Genomic DNA, 22,836 nt, shown 5'->3' with positions numbered 1-22,836 from the left:
ACGGTATCGAATGAAACCAAATGTCGGCGGCTACACGGACGTGGTGGGGCGGCCCGCCATCAGATGCTCGACGAGGGCCAGCAGCACATCGCGGCCGTCCGACCGGTCCCGGGCGTCGCAGAGCACCAGCGGCACCTGGGGGTCCAGGGCGAGCGCGCCACGGATCTCCTCGGCGGTCCGGTCCCGGACACCGTGGAAGCAGTTGACGCCGACGACGAAGGGGATGCCGCGGCTCTCGAAGAAGTCGATCGAGGCGAAGCTCACCTCCAGCCGCCGGGTGTCGACCAGGACCACCGCGCCCAGCGCCCCGTTGACCAGGTCGTTCCACATGAACCAGAAGCGCTCCTGGCCAGGGGTGCCGAACAGGTACACGACGAGGTCGCCGCTGATGGTGATCCGTCCGAAGTCCAGCGCGACGGTGGTCGTCACCTTGCTGGTCAGGCCCTCCAGGTCGTCCACGCCGTCGCTGGCCCGGGTCAGGTACTCCTCGGTGTGCAGCGGGGCGACCTCGCTCACCGCGCCGACCAGGGTCGTCTTCCCGACGCCGAACCCGCCGGCGACCAGGATCTTGACCGCCAGGGGGGCGGTGCCGGGCACGTGCTCAGAGCTTGCGTAGTCCATTTCTCACCGCCTCAAGGATGGTCATGTCAGAAACGTCGCCCGGCTGGGCGAGCGGCCACGGCGCACGGGCCCACATCTGGCCGGAGTCGACCAGGTCGCCGATGAGGATCTTGGTCAGGGACACCGGGAGGCCCAGTTCGGCCGCGACCTCCACCACCGCTCTGGACTCGCGGCACAGCGCGAGGATCGTGCGGTGCTCCGGCTGCATCCCGCGCACCGCGAGCGCGGCCTGCGCGGTGCCCTCGGGGACCGTCGTCACCAGGGTGATCAGGGTCAGATCCGCCCGCTCGGGGGCGGTGCGCCCGCTGGTGATCGTGTAGGGACGGACCAGTTGCTCGTCGGCGTCATCGTCGTCGAACCCCTCGGTCCAGTGCCTCATCCGGCTCTCCCGGTGTCGTCCGACGGCGGTGTACGCGCGTCGGTGCCCAGCCGCTGGCCGACCTGCTGGACGAGGGTGTGCATCGCGACGCTCATCAGCTCGGCGTCGACCTCCTGGGAGGCGATCACCGCCAGGTGGGTGCCGCGCCCCGCGGAGATCACGAACAGCCAGAGGCCGGCCATCTCGACGATGACCTGGTGGACCGGGCCGCCGCCGAAGAGCTGCCCGGCGCCGCGGGCGAGGCTCTGCTGGCCGGTGGCGATCGCGGCGAGCCGCTCGGCGTCGGAGCGGTCGACGGTCCGCGAACGGCTGATCACCAGGCCGTCGTCCGAGAGCACGATGGCGTGCCGGGTGCCCGTCACCTGGTCGACCAGGCCGTCCAGAAGCCAGTCCAGGTCCACGTCGGTGGCCGTCGTTCGCTGCGTCATCCTCGATCATCCGTCCTGGGAGAGGCAGGCCGGCTGGGAGAGGCGGGCCTTTCACCGTTGCCGTTGCCATCGCCGTTGCCGACGCCGTCACGGCTGGCGTAGCCGTAGCCGTTGGTGTGACCGTCACTGTCACCGGTACCGGTACCTGCGCGGGCGCGGAAGCCGGCCGCGGTGCCGTCGTCCGAGTCGTCCCCGCCCCGGACCGGCTGGGACGACTGCCGGGACTGCCGGGACTGCCGCTGGAACGCGCCGATCGTGGCCCCGGACCGGCCGGAGCGGCCGGGAAGCGTCCAGAGGTCCGGCTCGTCCGGCTCGGCCTGCTCCTCCGGTGCCTCCGGTGCCGCCGGGAGCTGGAGCTCGGGCGCCAGGCTGGCCTGGCGGACCCGCTGGGGCAGCGGCCGTGCCTCGGCCGGCGGGGGCGGGGACGCCTCGTGCTCGTCCGCCGGCCGCGGGCCGGAGGCGGCGGTGACGTTCGCCATCGCGTGGCCCCTGGCCCGGACGGGCAGCTGACCGCCCTCCTGCGGGGCCCGCGAACCGATACCGGCGTCGTGCGGGTGCCGCCGCGGACCGGGCTGGTACGGCAGGGTCTCCGGGGCGGGCTCGGCCCACTGGGGCGCCGTACCGGGCCGGTCCACCACCACCTGTTCCGGCAGCAGCACGATCACCCGGGTGCCGCCGAAGGCGGACGGCCGCAGCTCCACCCGCAGGCCGAGCCCCGCCGACAGCCGGGCGACCACGTACAGGCCGAGCCGTACGTCGTCGGCCTGGGTCATCACGTCGAGCTGCGGGGGCGTCGCCATCAGGGCGTTGGCGGCGGCGTACTGCTCGGGCTCCATGCCCAGGCCGCGGTCCTCGATCTCGACCGCGATGCCCCGGCTGACCGGCGCGGCCCGTACCTCGACCGGGGTCGGCGGCCGGGAGAAGGCGGCGGCGTTCTCCATCAGCTCCGCCAGGATGTGCACCAGCGGGCCCACCGCCCGCTCGGACACCCAGGCCTCGTCCTCCACGTCGATCGAGATCCGCCGGTAGTCCTGCACCTCGCTCTGCGCGGCGCGCAGCACGTCGAGCAGCCGGACCGGCTTGTGCCAGCGGCGCTGCGGCTGGCCGCCGCCGAGGATGACCAGGTTCTCCTCGTAGCGGCGCAGCCGGGCGGTGAGGTGGTCCAGGTCGAACAGGCCCTCCAGCACCTCCGGGTCGTCGTGGGTGCGTTCCAGCTCGTCCAGCTTGCGCAGCTGGAGGCCGATGAGGATCTGGGTGCGGCGGGCGATCCGCTGGAGCAGGCGCTCGAAGCCGCGGTGCTGTTCGGCCTGCCGGACGGCGGTGGACACGGCGCTGCGGCTGGCCGCGTTCAGCGCCCGCCCGAGCTCGCCGAGCTCGTCGGGGGTGGGCTCGACCAGCCGGACCTCGCGGTCCACGTCGACGTTCTCGCCGCGCTCCAGCCGGGACACCACGTCGGGCAGCCGCTGCTGCAGCTCCACGGCCTCCTCGCGCAGGGCGTCGATGCGCCGGCGCAGGACGGTGGTGAGGCGCCAGCTGGTGATGATGACCAGGACCACGGCGAGCAGGCCGATGACGCTGACGATGAGCAGGGTGCGCTGGAGCCGGTCGACGCTGTCGGAGGCGACCTTGTCGAGGTGCGCGGCCCGGACCTGGACCAGGTTCAGCAGCCGCGGGTAGCCGGCGTCCACCGAATCGCGCCACTGGGTGTGGATCTGGCCGAGGACCAGCTCGCCCTGCGAGTGGTGCGGGCCCGCGACGATGACCTGCTCCTCCAGGTTCTGCTTGGTCGCCCAGGACCTGGCGGCCGTCAGCTCCTCGTACGCGTCGCGTTCGGCGCCGGTGAGGGTGAGGTCGGCCCGCTGGAGCAGGTACTCCTGGGCGCCGACGGCGTCGACGAACACGTCGTACTCGTCGACCTTCAGATGCCCGCTCTGCCAGTCGCGGCCGAGCAGGGCGTCCTCGCGTCCGATCATGTCGATGGCGCCGTAGAGGTCGACGATCGTGTGCGCCAGCAAGGTCACGTCGGCGTTGCTGCTGCGGCCCAGCGCGGTGAAGACGGTGATCAGGGAGTCGACGGTGCCGTTGTAGTAGTCGAACGCCGCCTTCTTGCCGGCCGACCCGCTGTCCACCGCCTTGCGCTGTGCGGGGAGCCGGTCGAGATCGCGCACGGTGCCGGCGAGGGCCGTGCCGAGTCCCTGCTGCCCGTGCGAGGTGCTCGCGGCCGCCACCCGGCGGAAGCCGGTCACCGCCTTGTCGGTCGCCGCGCGCGCGGCGGCCAGCTTGCCGCGGGTGTCGGTACCGGGGTCGGCCTGCGCCTCCGCCGTGAACCGCCGCTCCGCTCCGAGGGACTGGAAGAGGGCGGCCGACGGCCGGTTCAGGGAGGCGGCCAGGTCGCGCTGGGCCTTCTCCGACTGCCAGCGGGTCGCCAGCTGGTAGGTACTCAGACCCCACAGGGGCGCGAGCGCGAGGCTCGGTACCACCACGAGGACGACCAGCACGGTCCGCAGAGGCAGCCGGCGGACGCCCCCACCAGGCCCGACCGCCCCTGAGGGCACATCAGCCGACGCCGGTTCAGCCTCGTCCGCTGGCCGGTTCTCGGCGGCCGTACTTCTGGTTCGTCTACCCCCGAACCCGCCCAATCCGGTCACCTTAGTGACACTCCCCCCACCGTTTCGTGCATTCATGAGGAAAAAATCGCCCAAGTCCGGCGACTGGTGGGCCGATAGTAGTCAGATTCAACGGGGCCCGTAAGCCCTTTGCCGCACCCCGCGGATCCGGCCTTCCAGAGTTCATTTCACCGAGCCCGACGGGCAGTTGGCACCTGCGAAGCACGCCCCCGAAAACACGCTCGCCCCCAGCTCGATTACCTCCGAGCTGGGGGCGATGCGGTAGGCCGTGTGGGACTCGAACCCACAACCAATGGATTAAAAGTCCACTGCTCTGCCAATTGAGCTAACGGCCCAGGCGATGTTGCCTCCCCGAGCATAGCCGGACGGAGCCGTGTCGCCGATCGGGTATCGGGGTCACGGCCGCGTCACGCGGCAGAAGTGGGACGGAAGCGGGACGGAAGCGGTCCGTACGGTCAGAGATCCACCAGTTTGGCGGTGTCCTCGCGGTGGGCCGCGCCGGTCGGGCGGAGGAACCAGTGCCGGGCCGAGGCCTGCCACCAGATCGCGGCGAAGCCGAGGACCGCGAGGACGGCGACCGGGGCGTAGTTGAAGGACTTCCAGGTGACCGGGGAGACCTGCGGGAGCATGAAGAGGACGGTGATGATCCCGACCCAGGTCACCGACACCACGCCGATGACGAGCGACCAGCGGCCCAGATGCCACGGCCCCCGCTGGAACGCCGCGCCCTTGCGCACCCGCAGCAGTGTCGGGATCACGTACGCCACGTACAGCCCGATGACCGCGATCGACGTCACGGCGGCGTAGGCCGTGTAGTTGATCAGGTAGGGCAGGCCGAGGGCCAGCGCGGAGAGCGCCGCCAGCCAGACGGCCGCCACGGGGGTGCGGGTACGGGGGCTGACCGTGCGCCAGACCCGGGAGAAGGGCAGCGCGCCGTCCCGTGAAAAGGCGTAGATCATGCGGCTGTTGGCGGTGACCGAGGCCATTCCGCAGAAGAGCTGGGCGCCGATCACGACGAGCAGCAGGAGCTTGCCGGTGGTGGCGCCGAGCGCGTCCAGGAGGATCTGGGCCGGGGGCGCGCCGGTCGGGGACTTCAGCTCCTTGTCGTAGGACTGGATGGCGAAGGTGAAGCCGAGGAGCAGGACGAAGCCGGCTATCCAGGACGTCCAGATCGAGCGGACGATGCCCTTGGGGCCAGCCGTCGAGGCGTCGTGGGTCTCCTCGGTCATGTGGGCCGAGGCGTCGTAGCCGGTGAAGGTGTACTGGGCCATCAGGAGGCCGAGCAGGACGACGTACGGGCCGCTGCTCCAGCCCGTCTCGTTGACGAACTTCGTGAAGACGAAGGACGCCGACTGGTGGTGGTCGGGGACGAAGGTCAGCGCGCCGACGATCACCGCGACGCCCACCACGTGCCACCACACGCTCACGCTGTTCAGGATCGCGACGATGCGGACGCCGAAGGTGTTCAGCAGGCCGTGCAGCAGCAGGATCCCGGCGAACAGGAGAATCGTCCGGCCCGGGGTGACCTCGAAGTCGAACTGCAGGTTCAGGTACGCGCCCAGGAAGTACGCGGCGCCGAAGTCGATGCCCGCCGTCACCGCCACCTGGCCCAGCACGTTGAACCAGCCCGTGAACCAGGCCCAGGCCGCGGCCGAGCGGGGCGGGGCCAGGCGGTGGGCCCAGAAGTAGAGGCCCGCGGAGGTGGGGTAGGCGGAGCAGATCTCGGCCATCGAGAGACCCACGAAGAGGGTCATGAGCCCCACGGCCACCCAGCCCCAGGTGATCACGGCCGGGCCGCCGGTGATCATGCCGAAGGAGTAGAGGGTGAGGCAGCCGGAGAGGACCGAGATGATCGTGAAGGAGACCGCGTAGTTGGAGAAGGCCGACATACGGCGGGCGAGGACCTGCGTGTAGCCGAGCTGGGCCAGCTGTTCCTCGTCGGAGAGCACCTTGCCTGTCGCGTGAGCCGCGTCATCTGTCATGCCCCCAGCAATTCCCTCACCGGGGGCGTGACATGCGTCACAACTTGGCTAGAAAAGGCCCTTGTAGTACTGCCAGCCCGTCCCGATCTTCATCCGCGCCGCGAACGTCCCCTTGCCGGTCCCGGTCATCCGGTACAGATTCCCGGCCGTGTCCCGCGCGACCAGGTCGCTCTTCCCGTCCCCGGTGATGTCCCCGACCCCGACGACCACGTCGTACGACGCCCCCCACCCGCTCGCGATCTTCACCCGCCCGCCGAACCCGCCCTTCCCGGTGCCGTAGTACCGGTACAGGTTGTTCGCCTTGTCCTGCGCGACCAGGTCCCCGACCCCGTCCCCGTTCAGGTCACCGGCGCCGACCACCTTCTTGTACGTCTTCCAGTTGTCGTACAGCTTCACGCGCGCGGAGAGCTTGCCCGCGCCGGTGCCCTTGTAGAGGTAGACCGCGCCGGTCGAGGCGTTGCGGACGATCAGGTCGGGGCGGCCGTCCCTGGTGAGGTCGCCGGGGGCGGTCAGGACGTCGTACTGCTTCCAGCCGGTGCCCAGGGTGGTGTGCGGGGACGACGTCGCCAGGGCGTTGTCGCACCCCGGCTTGTACAGCTGCAGGGTGCCGTCGCTCCGCCGGATCAGGATGTCGTCGCAGTTGTCGCCGTTCAGGTCGCCGATGGGCACGGCCCGCAGCGCGGTGGACCAGCCGGTGGCGACGGACCAGGGGGCGAACTTTCCGTCGCCCGTGCCGAGGTGGAATCTGAACTCGCCGCTGGAGTTGAGGGTGAGCAGGTCACCGAGGCCGTCCGAGCCTCCGACGTAGTCGTGGTGCACCGCTCGCCCGTCGAGCAGCCGGACCGAACCCTGGAGCGAGAGCGGGGCGCCCACGCCGTCCGCCGGAGTGACCGACAGCGTCCAGTCGTACGGCCCGCTGGGCAGCAGCCCGGTACCGGCCACACCGGACCAGCCGACGTTCAGCGTGCCGCGCGCGGGGCCCCCGGTCACGGTGTCGACGACCTGGCCGGTCGCCTTGGCCCGGACGGTCAGCGTCCAGCCCGCGGCCGGCTTCGACAGCGGCACCCGGGTGAGCGAGTAGACGGCCGGATCGGTCTGCCGCGCCTCCAGCTGGGCCGCGCGGTACACCGGGCCCAGCAGGCGCAACGGCTGCTGGGTCACCCCGGACGGCACCAGGTGCACCCGCTCCCCGGCGTCCACGTAGGCCGCGTTCGCGCCGGACTCGTCGACCGTCCAGCGCACGTCCCGCTGGGAGACCCCGGTGTCGGGCAGGTCGCCGATCACCCGGCTCGCCGCCGTGCCATCGGCGACCGTGGTGAGGACCAGCCGCCCGGCCGCCCTGTCGTGGGTGACGACGTACCCGTCGCCGAGCTTCGCCTCGTCGGCGGGCACCGGCACGGACTTCTTCGCCGTACGGTCGTACACCCCGGCCTTGTCCCCGCAGTTCCAGTACAGCCAGCGGCCCAGCGCCTGGAGTTCGGTGGGCGCGCAGCCGGCGTCGGTGGTGAGGGTCTCGACGGTCTTCCGCTGCGTCAGGTCGTAGGCGGTGACCGTGCCGGGGGTCTCGCCCGCGCTCCACAGCAGGTCGCCGGAGAGGGCGGCGGGGCCGGCCGGGAGGGTGCGGACCGGGGTGCCCGCGCCGCCGTGGTAGACGAACTGCTGGTCGGAGGTCGTGTAGAGCACGTACCCGCCGGAGACGTCGGTGATCCGGCCGCCCGCCGCGACGCTGATCTCCCAGAACCCGCCGGGGCCGCTCGCCCTGATCCGGTCGTACCGACCCGACTGCCGCTCCAGCCACACGGCCGATCCGTCCGGCGCGCCGTACAGCTGCGAGCAGCCGAGGTCCGTCACCGGGCAGGAACCCACCAGCACACTGGACCCGCCGTACGAGGAGCGCGGCCCGAACGTCGGTGTCCCGGTCGCGGCGACGGTCCGCGCGTACGCGTCCCGGTAACCGTTGCTGGGGTCGGCGACGACGAGCGTCCCCTGGTCCAGGGCGAGCCCCTGGATCTTGTACGGCGGTTTCGGCAGCGCCTTCAGCTGGGTGACCGTCGGCTCCCCGGCCGGTCCGGGCTGGATGCGCTGCACCCCCCAGTCGTCGGCCGGCCGGTCGGTGCGGCCCACCGCCAGGGCCCCGCCGTCCGAGGCGGCGGCGATGCCGGTGTTCGCCGCGGACAGCAGCACCTTCGAGGGACCGCCGGCGATCGGCTGGGCGCGCACGGCCGTGCCGCCGGGCTGGGTCAGCAGCCAGTCACCGACGACCGCGAGGCCCTGCGCGGGGATCGTGCCGCCGCCGTCCAGCGTGACCGCGACCGGCGCGGCCGACAGATCGGCGCGGGAGTACACCTGCACCGTGGCGTCGCCGGTGTTGAAGAGCACGACGCGGTCGGCGGTGACCTGCGCGTTCAGGTAGACCTTGGCGCCGGGCGGGGTCCAGCCCCGGACCTGCCCGGTGCGCGGGTCGACCATGACCGCCGTGTAGGAGCCGCCGCCCGACCGGCCGGCCTGGAACAGCAGCCCGTCCGCGTCACCGCCCTTGGGCTGCCCGAGGACGTACCCGTCGGGCACCCCGGTCACCGGCACGTCCCGGGTGGAGCCGTCGTCCTGCGGGAACAGCAGGTGCATCTCGCGGGTCGTCGTGCCGTTCTCGTCGGTCACCTGCCGGTAGGCGACCGCCAGGTCGGCGTAGGCGGTGAGCAGGCTCAGCCCCTCGGGGGTCCGGATCGTCCGGGTGGTGCCGTCGGCCGCGTTCCACAGGTCGACCCGGCCGTCGGCGTACCGGTAGGCGAGGACGTCACCGCCGGCCGTCGCGTAACTGGTGTATCCCGTCGGGTGGACCACCGGCGTCGAGGTGCCGTCCGAGTACCGCGTCCAGACCAGCCCGGCGCCCTCCAGGCTGTGGAACACGCCCTGCGCACCGGCACCGTCGTGCCCGGCGTAGGTGGACCTTCCGTAGAGCGCGCCGGACGTGTACGTGCCGCGCAGGGTCGCCGGTACGACCGTCTCCTGCGCGGTGTCGGCGACGGCGGCCGGCATGGGCAGCAGCGGGCTCAGTCCGGCCGCCAGTACGGCGGTCGCGGCGACGAGACGCAGGCGTGCGGGAGCACGACGTACCACGAAGAGTCCCTCCCCAGGAACGGTGACGGGGTCGGCACCGCTCACTCCGGCACCCGCGGCCCCCGGCCTGCTCACCCGTCACACAACTGTGCTGATTTTACAGCTCGTTCACAGAAACGGGGAAACTCTTTGCGATCGGAGACGGCCGGCCGGAAACGCCGAGGCCCCCACCGGCGGGGTGCCGGTGGGGGCCTCGGGGACGGCTCACGGAGCGTCAGCCGTTCATGAGGACGCGTCAGCCGTTGCGCTTCCAGCGCGGCTTGTCGTCACGGCGGCCGAAGGAGCCGGAGCCGGAGGACGAGCCGCGGTGGTCGTCGCGGCGGCCGTACGGACGCTCGTGGCCGGGGCGGTCGTGGCTGCCGCCGCGGAAGGACGGGCGATCGTCACGACGGTCGCGGTTGAACGGACGGTCGCTGCCCCGGTGGCCGGACGGACGGTCGTCACGGCGGAAGCCGCCACGGTCGCCGCCGTCACGGCGCTCGAAGGAGCGGCCACCGCGGTCGTCACGGTCGCGGTCGAAGGAACGGCCACCGCGGTCGTCGCGGCGCTCGTCGCGACGCTCGAAGGAACGGCCGCCACGGTCGTCACGACGCTCGTCGCGGCGGAAGCCGCCCCGGTCGTCACGACGCTCGTCACGGCGGTCGCGGTTGAACGGACGGTCACCGCGGTCGGCGCGGTCGCGGTCGAACGGACGGCGGTCGTCACGACGGTCGTCACGCCGTTCGAAACCGCGCTCGCGGTTTTCCCGGCGCTCGAAGGGGCGGCCGCCCCGGTCGTCACGGCGCTCGAAGGAACGGCCGCCGCGGTCGTCACGACGCTCGTCGCGACGGAAGCCGCCCCGGTCGTCACGACGGTCGTCACGGCGCTCGAAGGAACGCTCGCGGTTCTCCCGCACCGGCTCCTGCTCCGCCGCCGCCACGGTCTCCTCGACCACCGCGGCCTCGGCCACGGCCTGCGCCTCGGCCACGGCCGTCTCCGGGTCCTCGCCGCGCTCGCGGGCGACCCGGGCGACGAGGCGGTCGGCCTCCTCGCGCAGCTCGGCGGCCCGGCGCTGCGCCCGCTCCAGCTCCTTGGTGAGCTGGGCGACCTCGCGCTCGGCCTGCTGGGCCGCGTTGGCCGCGGACTCGGACTGGACCTCGGTCATCGAACGGGCGCCGGTGATCTCGGCGACCTCGGGCTCGAAGGCCGTACCGGAGTTGATGATGTGACGCCCGGCGTCGACGCCCGCGTCCTCCATGAGGCGGAAGATCTGGCGGCGCTGGTGCGGCAGGGAGAGCGAGACGACCGTGCCGGTGCGGCCGGCCCGGGCGGTGCGGCCCGCGCGGTGCAGGTAGTCCTTGTGGTCGCCGGCCGGGTCCACGTTCAGGACCAGGTCGATGCCGTCGACGTGGATACCGCGGGCGGCGACGTCGGTGGCGACCAGGACGTTGACGTAACCGTCCTTGAAGTCCGCCAGGGTCCGGGTCCGGGCGCCCTGGGTCATGCCGCCGTGCAGCGCGTCGGCCTTCACACCGGAGTCGCGCAGCTGCTCGGCGACGCGGTCGGCGCCCAGCTGGGTGCGGACGAAGATGATGGTGCGGCCCTTGCGGGAGGCGATCGCGGCGGTGACCGGCGCCTTGTCCTTGGGCTTCACGATCAGGATGTGGTGGGACATGGTCGTGACCGCGCCCTGGGCGGCGTCGACCTCGTGCGAGACCGGGTCGACCAGGTAGCGCTTGACCAGCGTGGAGATCTCGTTCTCCATGGTCGCGGAGAAGAGCATGCGCTGGCCGCCGGCCGGGACCTGGTCGAGCAGCTCGGTGACCTCGGGCAGGAAGCCCAGGTCGGACATCTGGTCGGCCTCGTCGAGGACCGCGATCTGCACGTCCTCCAGGGAGCAGGCGCCGCGGTTGATGATGTCGCGCAGCCGGCCCGGGGTGGCGACGAGGATGTCGACGCCGCGCTCCAGGGCGTAGATCTGGTTGCCCATCGACGTGCCGCCGCAGACGACCTTCATCTTCAGGCCGACGACGTCGCCATAGGGCTGGAGGGCATCCGCGACCTGCATCGCCAGCTCACGGGTGGGGGTGAGGATGACGGCGCGCGGGCGCTTCTTCTCGGTCCGGCCGCCGGCCAGCGTGGCCAGGGTGGGCAGACCGAAGGAGAGGGTCTTGCCGGAGCCGGTGCGGCCACGGCCGAGGATGTCCTTGCCGGCCAGGGCGTCCGGGATGGTCGCGGCCTGGATCGGGAAGGGGGTGGTCACGCCGTTCTGCGCGAGCTTGCGCACGACGCCCTCGGGGAGACCGAGGTCGGCAAAGGTGGTCTGGGGGGTGGTGTCGGTGGTGTCAGCGGTCTCCTCGGAGACCTCGGTGACCTCGGTCACCAGATCGTCGTCCTGGTTGTTCTCGGACACGACGAACTGATCAGTACTGGACACGGACATGCGAATGCGAAACCTTCCGGAGTCTCTTCGGCACGCGCCCGTCAACTCCGTGATTCGCTCACGACCGCCTCAATGCGGTCCGCCACGGCAAGGGAGAGTACGCGCCACACGGCGCGCTCTGTGGTGGCGCCGGGCAAATGGGATCAAACGATCTACCACCATACGCACCCACCACCCCCGAAGGCAAACCGAGCCCCAACATCGCAGCTCACAGCGGGTTCGCCACGGCCCTACAAGACCAGACGCGCGGTCTTACGGACGTCACAACACCCGAACCCGCCCACTTCTTCCGCGCCCCCTGAACGCCCCCCTCTGAACGCCCCCCTGAACACCTCTGCACGCTTCCTACGCCGGTGTCCCCGCCGCCGGCGCCGGCTCCCGTTGCACCAGCTGTGTTCCCGAGCCGTCCTCGTGTGCCGACGAGGAGGGCTCGGCCGAGGGCGGGTCCGTCACGGGGGGCGGCGGCGTGGGGGAGTCCGGGGGCGGCGTGGGCGAGGCCGCCGGCGGGGTGGGTGTCACCGGCGCCCCGGTGGGCCCGGCCGGCGCTCCCGGCGGCGCGCTCTGCCCCGGCTTCACCGGCGCGGCCGGCGCGGCGCTGGATCCCTTCGTCGGCCGCGCGGACTCCGACGACGACTCCCCCGGCTTCCGCTTCCCCGCGTGCCCGCGCTTCCCGTCGGCCACCTCACCGCCGTATCCCGCGCCGCCCTCGCCGGACACCCCGGAGCCGCCGTCGGCCTCGTCACCGCCCCGGTGCCCCGCGGAATGCGACGGCCTGGCCTTTCCCGCGTCGTCCCCCACGTTCACACAGCCGGCTGCGGCCGCGACCGCCATCAGCGTGGCGGCCAGACGGACGGGTGTGTACAAGGGGCGCACGGCGGCCACCTCCGGGGGCGGAGAAAGAAGTCGTCCTGCCCAACTCCCGCCGCCCGCAAGAGGACACGCCGCCCGCACCACCCACGTACCGGTGGGTCGGCACCGACTTCGGTCGGCGCGCGCCCCGGCGCCCGCTACCGAAGTCGCGGAACCGCAGACCAAGCGCCGACGCGCGGACGGCGGGACCGGTGGCACCGTCGGTTCCATGACCATCAGCGCAGACAGCACACCGCGGGCCGCGGGCGACCACCTGGGCGCCACCGCCGGCGAACTGGACCGGAAGACGACCGCTGGGGCGACACCGGGGACCTGGTGCTGAGCCGGGCGGACATCACCTCGGTGGAGGTCAGGTTCACCGACCTGTACGGCCGTTTCATCGGCGGCCTGCTGAACGCGGGCAAGCCGCTGATCCTGGGCACCGTGCCCGCCGGGGAGCTCTACCTCCTCGTCGACCGCAAGGAGTTGATGGAGACCACCACCGACCGCGCCTGGGCCGCCCGCATCCGCTCCTGGCTCGGCGAGTGAGTGCGGACACCTCCGATATCAAGGTCGCCCGCGCCCCCGTCCCCGTCCTCGTCCTCGTCCTCGTCCCCGACAATGGCCCTGTGCTGGAGATGACACGCGAAGCGTTCGAGGAACTCGTGAGCCAGGCCCTGGACCGGATCCCTCCGGAACTGACCAGGGTGATGGACAACGTCGCCGTGTTCGTCGAGGACGAGCCCCCGGCGGACGACCCCGAGCTGCTGGGCCTGTACGAGGGAACCCCGCTCACGGACCGCGGCGAGTGGTACGCCGGCGTGCTCCCGGACCGCATCTCGATCTACATGGGTCCGACGCTGCGTTACTGCGAGACCCCCGAGGCGGTGGTGCACGAGGTCGCCGTCACCGTGATCCACGAGATCGCCCACCACTTCGGCATCAACGACGACCGCCTCCACGAACTCGGCTGGGGCTGAGCCCGGACGTCCGCATCGGCGGGCCGCGCCGGTCGCATACGAGCCCGCAATCCTGGGCATACGGCACCAATGGCCCGAGCCCGAGCCCACGTCCGCCTCCCCGTCCTGGAACTCGCCCCCGACCAGCACCGTTCGCCCGCCTGGAGCCGCGCCCTCGGCCTGATGACGGTGGTCCTCGTCGGCGCCTGGCTCGGTCTGCTGATCGTCGGGAACGTCCGCTCCCAGGTCGGCCCGATGGACACGACGATGACCCTGCGTCCGTCCCTCACCGGCGGCACGAAGATAAACGTCTCCCCGCTGGGCGCCCTCTACCTGGACACCCACACCGCGCCCGTCCGCCTCGACGTCAACGTCGACCAGCTCGACCCGGTCCGCTCCCAGGCCCTCGTCGACCACCCCGAGCGGCTCTCCGGCCTCCAGGACGAGGTCGCCCACGACGTCGAGCACGGCACCCTCGACCTGGCCGTGCGCTCCTGCGTGGCCGTCGTCTCCGGCGCCACCGCTCTCGGCCTCGCCGTCTACCGCCGCCCGCGCCGCGCCCTGGCCGCCGGCGGCCTCGCCCTCGCCCTGCTCGCCACGTCCGGCATGACCGCGTACGCCACCTGGAACCCCAAGTCGGTCCTGGAACCGAGGTTCTCCGGCCTGCTCTCCTCCGCCCCCGCCCTGGTCGGCAACGCCCGCAGCATCGTCACCGAGTTCGACGTCTACCAGAAGGAGCTGGCCCGCCTGGTGACCAATGTGACGAAGCTGTACGACGTCACCTCCACGCTGCCCGCCTACGCGCCGGACCCGAGCACCCTGCGGGTCCTGCACGTCTCCGACATCCATCTCAACCCGGCGAGCTGGAAGATCATCGCCTCGCTGGTGGAGCAGTACAAGGTGAACGTGATCGTCGACTCCGGCGACACCATGGACCACGGCACGGCGGCCGAGAACGGCTTCCTGGACCCGATCGCCGACCTGGGCGTGCCCTATGTCTGGGTCCGGGGCAACCACGACTCGGCGCTCACCCAGCGGTATCTGCAACGCATGAAGAACGTGCACGTCCTGGACGACGGCCGGGCCGAGACGATCGCCGGGCTGCGCTTCGCCGGGATCGGCGACCCCCAGTTCACCCCCGACCGCTCGACGGTCCCCGGCGGCGACGCGGCCGAGGAGCAGGCCGGGGACCGCCTCGCCACCGCCCTGCGCGAGCAGCGGGCGGCCGACACCCCGGTGGACGTGGCGATCGTCCACGAGCCGCCGGCGGCCCGGATGACCGACGGCGAGGTGCCCATCGTCCTGGCCGGCCACCTGCACCACGAGCAGACGGAGCTGCTGCCGCACGGCACCCGGCTCCGGGTGGAGGGCTCCACGGGCGGCAGCGGGCTCCGGGCGGTCGAGGGCAAGTACCCGGACCCCATCGAGGCCTCGATCCTCTACTTCGACCGCGACTCCCGCCGCCTCCAGGCCTGGGACGAGATCAAGCTGGGCGGGCTGGGCCAGACGACGGCCGAGGTCAGCCGCCACCTGCCGGAGGAGAACCTGCCGGGCGCCACCCCGTCGCCCTCGGGGTCGTAAACCGTTTTGGCGATACTCCCCGCCATCCCATATGCTTCTCACGTCCCCGACGCGCTGAGGAAGCGCCCAGGCGGGCCGATAGCCCTCATCGTCTAGCGGCCTAGGACGCCGCCCTTTCAAGGCGGTAGCACGGGTTCGAATCCCGTTGGGGGCACGCAAGATCGTGTGCGACACTGTTGCACGCACAGCAATACAAAGCTTGGTCCTGTGGAGCAGTTTGGAGTGCTCGCCACCCTGTCAAGGTGGAGGCCGCGGGTTCAAATCCCGTCAGGACCGCTGGGGTTTCACGTGAAACCTCGTGGCTGGGTAGCTCAGTTGGTACGAGCGATCGCCTGAAAAGCGATAGGTCGCCGGTTCGACCCCGGCCCCAGCCACAACAGACAGCCCCTCCGGGATCCGGAGGGGCTGTTGCCGTATGAGGCTGTTGCCGTACGAGCCGACCTGCGCTGTTTTGGGCAAGACCAGAGCGGATCATGGCATTCCTTTGAGATCGCTTTGAGAGCATGACGGCTGCATGTCAACGCTGAGCTGAACCGCCCTGGACCCCAACCGATCGTATTTCCAGGCCCGTTCACCCCCATCCGGCGTTCTCGTGACCGCACCGCGAACGCTCCCGGGAGACCCCATGCCCAGATCCCGCCCCGCCCTCGGACTGCCCCTCGCCATGATCGTCGTGGCGGGGGTGATGAGCGGCCTGGGCACCGGCCCGGCGCTGGCGGATCCGGGGACGGACGGGACGCTGTACGTGAACCATGACGTCACGTGCAGCGACAGCGGCACGGGGACACAGAGCCTGCCCTTCTGCACCGTGCAGGCCGCGGCCGACGTGGTGGAGCCGGGGGACACCGTGCTGATCCTGTCGCCGGACGACGACCCGTACTCGGGAGCGGTGACCCTGACGCGGTCCGGGACGAGCGACGCGCCGATCACGTTCACGGGAGCGCAGCCCGGCACCGCCCGTGCACGGGCGGTGCTCTCGTGGCCGGGCTCCGCGCCCGCGCTGACGCTGGACGCGGTCCACGACGTGCACGTGGACTCACTGGCCTTCACCAACGACGGCGGAAACGGCGTGGCGGTGACGGGATCCAAGGGCGTGACCCTCGACCGGCTGGCGATCAACCACCCGGCCCTGGCCGCCCCCGCCACGGGCAGCGGGGTGAGCGTGGACGGCACCTCGTCGGACGTGACCGTGTCACGGAGTTCGATCGGCCCCTCGTACGCGTACGGCGTGCGGACGGAACCGGGAGCGGCGCGGGTCACCGTGACGACCAACGTGATCCTCACGACGCGGCAGGGCGGCATCGTGGTCACGGGAACGTCGGGCGCGGACGTGACGAGCAACACGGTCCTCGCGGCGTGTGCCACCGGAATCTCGCTGGACGGCACAAGCTCCGGAGCGGTGGAGAACAACATCTCCATCAGCGCGGGGGCGGCCCAGAGCAGCACCTGCCCGACGCCGACCGCTCCGCTCTACGCGGTGTCGGCCGACTCCACGGGCCAGGTCACCGCCGACTACAACGTGGCGGCGAAGGACGGGGGCCCGTCCGCCCCGGCGCGCACCGAGTACTCCTGGGGCGGTACCCCCTACGCCACCAGCGCGGCGTTCCGGGCCGGAACCACGCAGGCCGCCCACGACATCGACGGGCTCGGGGTGACCCCCGGGAACCAACCGCCCGAGCGCTCCCCCCTCGTCGACTCCGCCGACGCCGCCGCGCCCGGCGAACTCACCACCGACCTCGCGGGCAACCCGCGAGCCGACGACCCGATCGTCGACAACACCGGGACCGGCACACCCGCTCCCGACCGGGGCGCCGTCGAGCGGGAGGACGTCATCACGATTCCCGCCGACGCCTACCCGTCGAGTGGCGTCGCGCCGTTCGACACCTCGGTGAAGACGGACGCCGTCAGCAACTGGGCCAAGGCCCTCACGTACTCGGTCGACTTCGGGGACGGCAGCGCCCCGGCCACGGGCACGCAGGGCACTCCGATCAGCCACGGCTACAGCACGCCGGGCCGGTACCTCACCCGCATCACGGTCACCGACAGCGACGGGACGAGCAAGCTCGGCACCCACTGGACGACAGCGGGTACGGCCACGCCGCCGGCCGCCGCCCTGTCCGCGACCGCCGACACCACGAACGGCGGCCGGACCGATACGGGCTCCGCGCGGTTCACCGTTCCTGAACCCGCCGACGCCTGGGAGGTCGCCAGCCGCACCCTGAGCTTCGGCGACGGCACGCAGGAGAACCTGGCGGACGGCGCCGAGCAGACCACGCACCAGTACCCGGCCCCCGGCACCTACACCGCCACCCTGACCCAGACCGACCTGCTCGGCCGGACCACCACCGCCACGACCACCTTCCGCGCGGCGGACGCCTTCATCCCCGTGACCCCGCGGTACGACACCGAGAAGACGATCGCCGCGCACGGCGTCCTGAAGCTCTCGGCGGCCACCCTGGGGGCCGACTCGAACGGCGTCGACGCCGCCCAGCTCCAGCTCGTCACCAGCAACGCCAAGGCGAGCGGCGCGCTCACCCTCTACGCCCACGGCACCACCCGCCCGGGCACCGCCGGCATCACCTTCGAGCCGGGCCGTACGGCCACCGCCGAGACCACGGTGAAGGTCACCCCGACCGGTGCGGTCGACGTCTACAACGGCAGCTCCGGCGCGGTGACGGTCGACGTGGCCACGGTCGGTCTCCAGTCCCACGCCCAGTACGCCGACACCTACCACCCGGCCACCCCGGCCCGCCTGCTCGACACCCGCACCGGAACCGGCGGTGTGCACGCCCCGGTCGCCGGCGGCCACTCCGTCACCCTGGCGGTCGGCGGCACCCACGGCGTCCCGGCGGGCGCGACCGCGGCGGTCCTCGACGTCACGGCGACCACCACCAAGGCCTCCGGCAGCCTCACGGTCTCCACGCACGGCACCAGCGGCTCCAGCGTGAGCGGTCCGTTCTGGACCACCGGACAGACCGCCTCCGCCCAGGTCGTGATCCCCCTGAAGGACGGAAAGATCGTCCTGCGCAACGGCAGCAAGGCAGCGGCGAACCTGGTGGCGGACCTCGCCGGCTGGTACGGCACCACCGCGAACGGCTCGGAGTTCCTGCCCGTCACCCCCGTACGGGTCCTCAAGGCCGCCCGGATCGCCGCCCACGCCACCCTCAAGCTCAAGGTCACCGGCGCCCACGGCGTCCCCGCGACCGGGGTCACCGCCGCCGACCTGAACCTCACGGTGTCCGCCCCGGCCGGCAACGGCTACCTCGTCGCCCACCCCGACGGCACCGCGCGCCCCGGCGTCTACTCCCTCAGCTTCACCAAGGGACACACCGCGGCCGACCGTGCCCTCACCAAGGTCGGCGCCGACGGCGAGATCGACCTCTACAACGCCGGCTCCGTACCGGTGAACGTCTCCGCCGACCTCCTCGGCGGCTACCTCGTGTTCCCGGCGAGCTGACGGTCCGCTAGGTTCTGCCGGGTCGACACACCATCAGGGCGGGGAAAATGAGTCGGGACCAGGACATACAGCTGGAGAAGGACCGGGCGAGATACGGCCTTCTCGCCGTGGTCATCAGCAACCTCGCGATCGCCGGGGTCGCGGTCGTGGGCGTCTGGCAGCTCCACGGCGACAAGTCGGTGATCATCGGCGTACTCGGCGCCGCCTTCACCGCGGTGAGCAGCATGACCACGGCCTACCTGGGGATCAAGGCCGTATCGAACACGGCGAAGTCGATCGTCTCCTCGGCCACCGCCACGGCCGCCACCCCGCCCTCGGCCCCCGCGGCCGCCCCCGCCACGCCGCCCGCCGAACCCTCCGCCACTCCGACCCAGCGAACCTCGTAGGGACACGGCTGAACAACGGAGGCAAAAGGGTTCGCCATGGATTTCCCCGAGGTGAGATCCTGGATCGCGTATGTCTACGCACCCCGCCCCCGCCCTCGGCACTCTCGCCCCTCGCCTGACCGAGCTCTCGCTGCGCGACGCGCACCGGCTCGGGCGCAGGCTCGAAGGCGCACGCAAGATCCGTAAGCCGGAGGCCCGCGCCGCCGTCCTCGCCGAGATCGAGGCCGAGGTGGCCAGGGCCGAGGAACGGATGGCCGGCCGACGCGCCGTCGTGCCCGCCGTGTCGTACCCCGAGCAGCTGCCGGTCAGCCAGAAGAAGGACGAGATCGCCGAGGCGATACGCGACCACCAGGTCGTGATCGTGGCCGGTGAGACCGGCTCCGGCAAGACCACCCAGATCCCCAAGATCTGTCTGGAGCTCGGGCGGGGGGTGCGCGGCATGATCGGGCACACCCAGCCGCGCCGGATCGCCGCCCGTACCGTCGCCGAGCGGGTGGCGGAGGAGCTGCGGACGCCGCTCGGCGAGTCCGTCGGCTGGAAGGTCCGCTTCACCGACCAGGTGAACCCGGACGCCACCTTCATCAAGCTGATGACCGACGGCATCCTGCTCGCCGAGATCCAGACCGACCGCGAGCTGCGCGCCTACGACACGATCATCATCGACGAGGCCCACGAGCGGTCCCTCAACATCGACTTCCTGCTCGGGTACCTGGCCCAGCTGCTGCCGAAGCGGCCGGACCTGAAGGTCGTGATCACCTCCGCGACCATCGACCCCGAGCGGTTCTCCCGGCACTTCGGCGACGCCCCGATCGTCGAGGTCAGCGGCCGGACGTACCCCGTGGAGGTCCGCTACCGCCCGCTCCTCGAAGAGGACACGGACGACGCCGACCGGGACCAGATCACCGCCATCTGCGACGCCGTGGAGGAACTCCAGGGCGAGGGGCAGGGCGACATCCTCGTCTTCCTCTCGGGCGAGCGGGAGATCCGCGACACGGCCGACGCGCTGGAGAAGCGGAAATACAGGTTCACGGAGGTCCTGCCCCTCTACGCCCGGCTCTCGCACGCCGAGCAGCACCGGGTCTTCCAGACGCACACCGGGCGCAGGATCGTTCTGGCGACCAACGTCGCCGAGACCTCCCTCACCGTCCCGGGCATCAAGTACGTCATCGACCCCGGTTTCGCCCGGATCTCCCGCTACAGCCACCGCACCAAGGTGCAGCGGCTGCCGATCGAGCCGATCAGCCAGGCCAGCGCCAACCAGCGCAAGGGCCGCTGCGGCCGTACGTCCGACGGCATCTGCATCCGGCTGTACGACGAGGACGACTTCCTCGGCCGCCCGGAGTTCACGGACGCCGAGATCCTCCGTACGAACCTCGCCTCCGTCATCCTGCAGATGACCGCGGCCGGCCTCGGCGACATCGAGAAGTTCCCCTTCATCGACCCGCCGGACCATCGCAACATCCGCGACGGTGTGCAGCTGCTCCAGGAGCTGGGCGCGCTGAACCCGGACGAGCGGGACGCCCGCAAGCGGCTCACCGACAGCGGCCGCAAGCTGGCCCAGCTGCCGGTGGACCCGCGGCTCGCGCGCATGGTCCTCGAGGCCGACAAGAACGGCTGTGCCCGCGAGGTCATGGTCATCGCCGCCGCGCTCTCCATCCAGGACCCGCGCGAACGCCCGGCCGACAAGCAGACCCAGGCCGACCAGCAGCACGCCCGCTTCCGCGACGAGACCAGCGACTTCCTTGCCTTCCTCAACCTGTGGAAGTACGTCAGGGAGCAGCAGAAGGAGCGCGGCTCCAGCTCCTTCCGGCGGATGTGCAAGCAGGAGTACCTCAACTTCCTGCGCATCCGCGAATGGCAGGACATCTACACACAGCTGCGCACGGTCGCCAAGCAGATGGGCATCCATCTCAACGAGGAGGACGCCCCCGGCGACCGCGTCCACGTCTCCCTCCTCGCCGGGCTCCTGTCCCACATCGGCATGAAGGACGTGAAGGACGGCGCGAAGAACGAGTACCTCGGTGCCCGCAGCGCCAAGTTCGCGATCTTCCCCGGCTCGGCCCTCTTCAAGAAGACCCCCCGGTTCGTGATGTCCGCCGAGCTGGTGGAGACCTCGCGCCTGTGGGCCCGGGTCAACGCGAAGATCGAGCCGGAGTGGGTGGAACCCCTCGCGGAGCATCTCCTCAAGCGGACGTACAGCGAACCGCACTGGGAGAAGGACCAGGCGGCCGTGATGGCGTTCGAGAAGGTCACGCTGTACGGCGTACCGATCGTCGCCGACCGCAAGGTGAACTACGGCCGGATCGACCCCGAGGTCAGCCGCGAGCTTTTCATCCGCAACGCCCTGGTGGAGGGCGACTGGCGGACCCACCACAAGTTCTTCGCCGACAACCGCAGGCTGCTGAGCGAGGTCGAGGAACTCGAACACCGCGCCCGGCGCCGGGACATCGTCGTCGACGACGACACGCTCTTCGACTTCTACGACCAGCGGGTGCCCGAGCACGTCGTGTCCGGCGCGCACTTCGACTCCTGGTGGAAGCACAAGCGGCACGAGCAGCCGGAGTTCCTGGACTTCGAGCGGGAGATGCTGATCCGGGAGTCGGCTGAGGCGGTCACCAAGGCCGACTATCCGGACTCCTGGCGGCAGGGCCCGCTCAAGTTCCGGGTCACCTACCAGTTCGAGCCGGGCGCGGACGCGGACGGCGTGACCGTGCACATCCCGCTCCAGGTCCTCAACCAGGTCAAGGACGAGGGCTTCGACTGGCAGATCCCGGGCCTGCGGGAAGAGGTGGTCACGGAGCTGATCCGCACCCTCCCCAAGCCCGTCCGCCGCAACTACGTGCCCGCGCCGAACTACGCGAAGGCCTTCCTGGAGCGGGCCGTGCCGCTGCAGGAGCCGCTCACCGTCACCATGGCGCGTGAGCTCCGGCGCATGGTCGGCGTGCCCTTCGACGCCGAGGACTTCGACTGGGCGAAGGTGCCCGACCACCTCACGATCACCTTCCGGATCGTGGACGAACGGCGCCGGAAGCTGGCCGAGGACAAGGACCTGGAGGCGCTGAAGCTCCGGCTGAAGCCGAAGGCCCGGCAGGCCCTCTCCCAGGCGGCGGCCGCCACCGCGTCCCGCGAGGGCGGCGAGTCCCTGGAGCGCAAGGGCCTCACCGACTGGACGATCGGCACGCTCACCCGCGTCTTCGAGACCCGCCGGGCGGGCCAGCCGGTGAAGGCCTACCCGGCCCTCGTCGACGACGGCGACACGGTCTCCGTCCGTCTCTTCGACACCGAGGAGGAGCAGACCGAGGCGATGTGGAAGGGCACCAGGCGGCTGATCCTGCGCAACATCCCGGTGAACCCGGCGAAGTTCGCGTCCGACAAGCTGACCAACGCCCAGAAGCTCGCCCTGTCGGCGAACCCGCACGGGACGGTCCAGGCCCTCTTCGACGACTGCGCAATGGCGGCGGCGGACAAGCTGATCGCCGACTTCGGGGGGCCGGCGTGGGACGAGGAGTCGTACCGCAAGCTCTACGACAAGGTGCGCGCCGAGATCGTCGACACGACGGTCCGGACGGTGGGCCAGGTGCAGCAGGTGCTCGCCGCCTGGCAGGCCTGTGAGCGCCGTCTGAAGGGGGTACGGAGCCCCGCGCTCCTTGCGAACCTCACGGACGTCCGCAAGCAGCTGGACGCCCTTGTGAAGCCCGGCTTCGTCACCTGGGCCGGTATACGACGCCTGCCCGACCTGATGCGCTATCTGGTGGCCGCGGACCGCCGTCTCCAGCAGATGCCGACGAACGTCCAGCGGGACACCACCCGGATGGAGAAGGTCCACGAGATGCAGGACGAGTACGCCTGGCTCCTGGAGCAGCTCCCGAAGGGCCGGCCGGTGTCCCGGCAGGTCCTGGACGTCCGCTGGATGCTGGAGGAGCTCCGGGTCAGCTACTTCGCCCACGCGCTGGGCACGGCGTACCCGATCTCCGACAAGCGGATCGTGAAGGCCATCGACACCCTGGCCCCGTAACCGACCGGCCACG

14 protein-coding genes and 4 tRNA genes are annotated in these 22,836 nt (G+C 71.3%); 9 read left to right on the top strand and 9 right to left on the bottom strand.

Annotation, left to right across the window (positions count from 1 at the left end; genetic code table 11):
* Positions 1 to 30: 30 nt before the first annotated feature.
* From ACGFZS_RS11180 to ACGFZS_RS11140, 9 genes are all read right to left on the bottom strand, one after another.
* Complete coding sequence (locus tag ACGFZS_RS11180) at positions 31 to 621, bottom strand: ATP/GTP-binding protein (RefSeq protein WP_393794843.1); 591 nt, start codon at positions 619 to 621, stop codon at positions 31 to 33.
* Positions 602 to 1,000 carry a DUF742 domain-containing protein gene (locus tag ACGFZS_RS11175; protein ID WP_393794842.1) on the bottom strand — a complete coding sequence of 133 codons (399 nt, stop codon included), beginning with the start codon at positions 998 to 1,000 and terminating at the stop codon, positions 602 to 604. The genes ACGFZS_RS11180 and ACGFZS_RS11175 overlap by 20 nt, the downstream gene beginning before the upstream one ends.
* Positions 997 to 1,428 carry a roadblock/LC7 domain-containing protein gene (locus tag ACGFZS_RS11170; protein ID WP_359211733.1) on the bottom strand — a complete coding sequence of 144 codons (432 nt, stop codon included), beginning with the start codon at positions 1,426 to 1,428 and terminating at the stop codon, positions 997 to 999. Before ACGFZS_RS11170 ends, ACGFZS_RS11175 begins: the two co-directional genes overlap by 4 nt.
* Positions 1,425 to 3,926: a nitrate- and nitrite sensing domain-containing protein gene (locus tag ACGFZS_RS11165; protein ID WP_393794841.1), complete on the bottom strand. Its 2,502-nt coding sequence runs from the start codon at positions 3,924 to 3,926 to the stop codon at positions 1,425 to 1,427. Before ACGFZS_RS11165 ends, ACGFZS_RS11170 begins: the two co-directional genes overlap by 4 nt.
* A 391-nt stretch (positions 3,927 to 4,317) precedes the next feature.
* Positions 4,318 to 4,390: transfer RNA gene (locus tag ACGFZS_RS11160), tRNA-Lys, on the bottom strand.
* A 120-nt stretch (positions 4,391 to 4,510) separates the two neighbouring features.
* Positions 4,511 to 6,037 carry an amino acid permease gene (locus ACGFZS_RS11155; protein ID WP_393794840.1) on the bottom strand — a complete coding sequence of 509 codons (1,527 nt, stop codon included), beginning with the start codon at positions 6,035 to 6,037 and terminating at the stop codon, positions 4,511 to 4,513.
* 48 nt (positions 6,038 to 6,085) lie between these two features.
* The gene (locus ACGFZS_RS11150; RefSeq protein ID WP_393794839.1) at positions 6,086 to 9,154 is read right to left on the bottom strand and encodes an FG-GAP-like repeat-containing protein; all 3,069 of its coding nucleotides are present in this window, start codon (positions 9,152 to 9,154) and stop codon (positions 6,086 to 6,088) included.
* A gap of 235 nt (positions 9,155 to 9,389) precedes the next feature.
* A complete protein-coding gene (locus tag ACGFZS_RS11145) occupies positions 9,390 to 11,576 on the bottom strand; it encodes a DEAD/DEAH box helicase (RefSeq protein ID WP_393794838.1) in 2,187 nt (728 codons plus the stop codon).
* A 345-nt stretch (positions 11,577 to 11,921) separates the two neighbouring features.
* Positions 11,922 to 12,449 carry a hypothetical protein gene (locus ACGFZS_RS11140; protein WP_355713740.1) on the bottom strand — a complete coding sequence of 176 codons (528 nt, stop codon included), beginning with the start codon at positions 12,447 to 12,449 and terminating at the stop codon, positions 11,922 to 11,924.
* A 312-nt stretch (positions 12,450 to 12,761) separates the two neighbouring features.
* Here ACGFZS_RS11140 and ACGFZS_RS11135 point away from each other — a divergent pair, with 312 nt between their 5' ends.
* From ACGFZS_RS11135 to hrpA, 9 genes are all read left to right on the top strand, one after another.
* Positions 12,762 to 12,974, top strand: coding sequence for a hypothetical protein (locus ACGFZS_RS11135; protein WP_393794837.1), 213 nt, complete (start codon positions 12,762 to 12,764; stop codon positions 12,972 to 12,974).
* Positions 12,975 to 13,054: 80 nt separating this feature from the next.
* A complete protein-coding gene (locus ACGFZS_RS11130) occupies positions 13,055 to 13,405 on the top strand; it encodes a metallopeptidase family protein (RefSeq protein ID WP_355713737.1) in 351 nt (116 codons plus the stop codon).
* Positions 13,406 to 13,474: 69 nt separating this feature from the next.
* On the top strand, positions 13,475 to 14,965 hold the full coding sequence (locus ACGFZS_RS11125; protein WP_393794836.1) for a metallophosphoesterase: 1,491 nt from the start codon (positions 13,475 to 13,477) through the stop codon (positions 14,963 to 14,965).
* Positions 14,966 to 15,046: 81 nt separating this feature from the next.
* Positions 15,047 to 15,119, top strand: a tRNA-Glu gene (locus ACGFZS_RS11120).
* A 47-nt stretch (positions 15,120 to 15,166) separates the two neighbouring features.
* Positions 15,167 to 15,241 (top strand) — tRNA-Asp (locus ACGFZS_RS11115).
* Positions 15,242 to 15,265: 24 nt separating this feature from the next.
* Positions 15,266 to 15,339: transfer RNA gene (locus ACGFZS_RS11110), tRNA-Phe, on the top strand.
* Between the two features lie 251 nt (positions 15,340 to 15,590).
* Positions 15,591 to 18,422, top strand: a complete 2,832-nt coding sequence (locus ACGFZS_RS11105) for a PKD domain-containing protein (protein ID WP_393794835.1) — start codon at positions 15,591 to 15,593, stop codon at positions 18,420 to 18,422.
* 47 nt (positions 18,423 to 18,469) lie between these two features.
* Positions 18,470 to 18,808 carry a hypothetical protein gene (locus ACGFZS_RS11100; RefSeq protein ID WP_393794834.1) on the top strand — a complete coding sequence of 113 codons (339 nt, stop codon included), beginning with the start codon at positions 18,470 to 18,472 and terminating at the stop codon, positions 18,806 to 18,808.
* Positions 18,809 to 18,878: 70 nt separating this feature from the next.
* Entirely contained in the window at positions 18,879 to 22,823 is a 3,945-nt protein-coding gene (gene hrpA / locus ACGFZS_RS11095) for an ATP-dependent RNA helicase HrpA (RefSeq protein WP_393794833.1), read from the top strand.
* The last annotated feature ends 13 nt before the right edge of the window (positions 22,824 to 22,836 follow it).

Origin of the sequence: Streptomyces sp. NPDC048288, from assembly GCF_043201555.1 — a bacterium.
In the GTDB taxonomy this organism is placed as follows: Bacteria; Actinomycetota; Actinomycetes; order Streptomycetales; family Streptomycetaceae; genus Streptomyces.
Note: the sequence above shows the minus strand (reverse complement) of the source record. Positions and strands in the feature narration are given on the sequence as shown.

Coding starts and splice junctions, on each gene's coding strand:
- ACGFZS_RS11180 (WP_393794843.1), bottom strand. CDS start 621: ATGGACTACGCAAGCTCTGAGCACGTGCCCGGCACCGCCCCCCTGGCG.
- ACGFZS_RS11175 (WP_393794842.1), bottom strand. CDS start 1,000: ATGAGGCACTGGACCGAGGGGTTCGACGACGATGACGCCGACGAGCAA.
- ACGFZS_RS11170 (WP_359211733.1), bottom strand. CDS start 1,428: ATGACGCAGCGAACGACGGCCACCGACGTGGACCTGGACTGGCTTCTG.
- ACGFZS_RS11155 (WP_393794840.1), bottom strand. CDS start 6,037: ATGACAGATGACGCGGCTCACGCGACAGGCAAGGTGCTCTCCGACGAG.
- ACGFZS_RS11145 (WP_393794838.1), bottom strand. CDS start 11,576: ATGTCCGTGTCCAGTACTGATCAGTTCGTCGTGTCCGAGAACAACCAG.
- ACGFZS_RS11125 (WP_393794836.1), top strand. CDS start 13,475: ATGGCCCGAGCCCGAGCCCACGTCCGCCTCCCCGTCCTGGAACTCGCC.
- ACGFZS_RS11105 (WP_393794835.1), top strand. CDS start 15,591: ATGCCCAGATCCCGCCCCGCCCTCGGACTGCCCCTCGCCATGATCGTC.
- ACGFZS_RS11100 (WP_393794834.1), top strand. CDS start 18,470: ATGAGTCGGGACCAGGACATACAGCTGGAGAAGGACCGGGCGAGATAC.
- hrpA (WP_393794833.1), top strand. CDS start 18,879: ATGTCTACGCACCCCGCCCCCGCCCTCGGCACTCTCGCCCCTCGCCTG.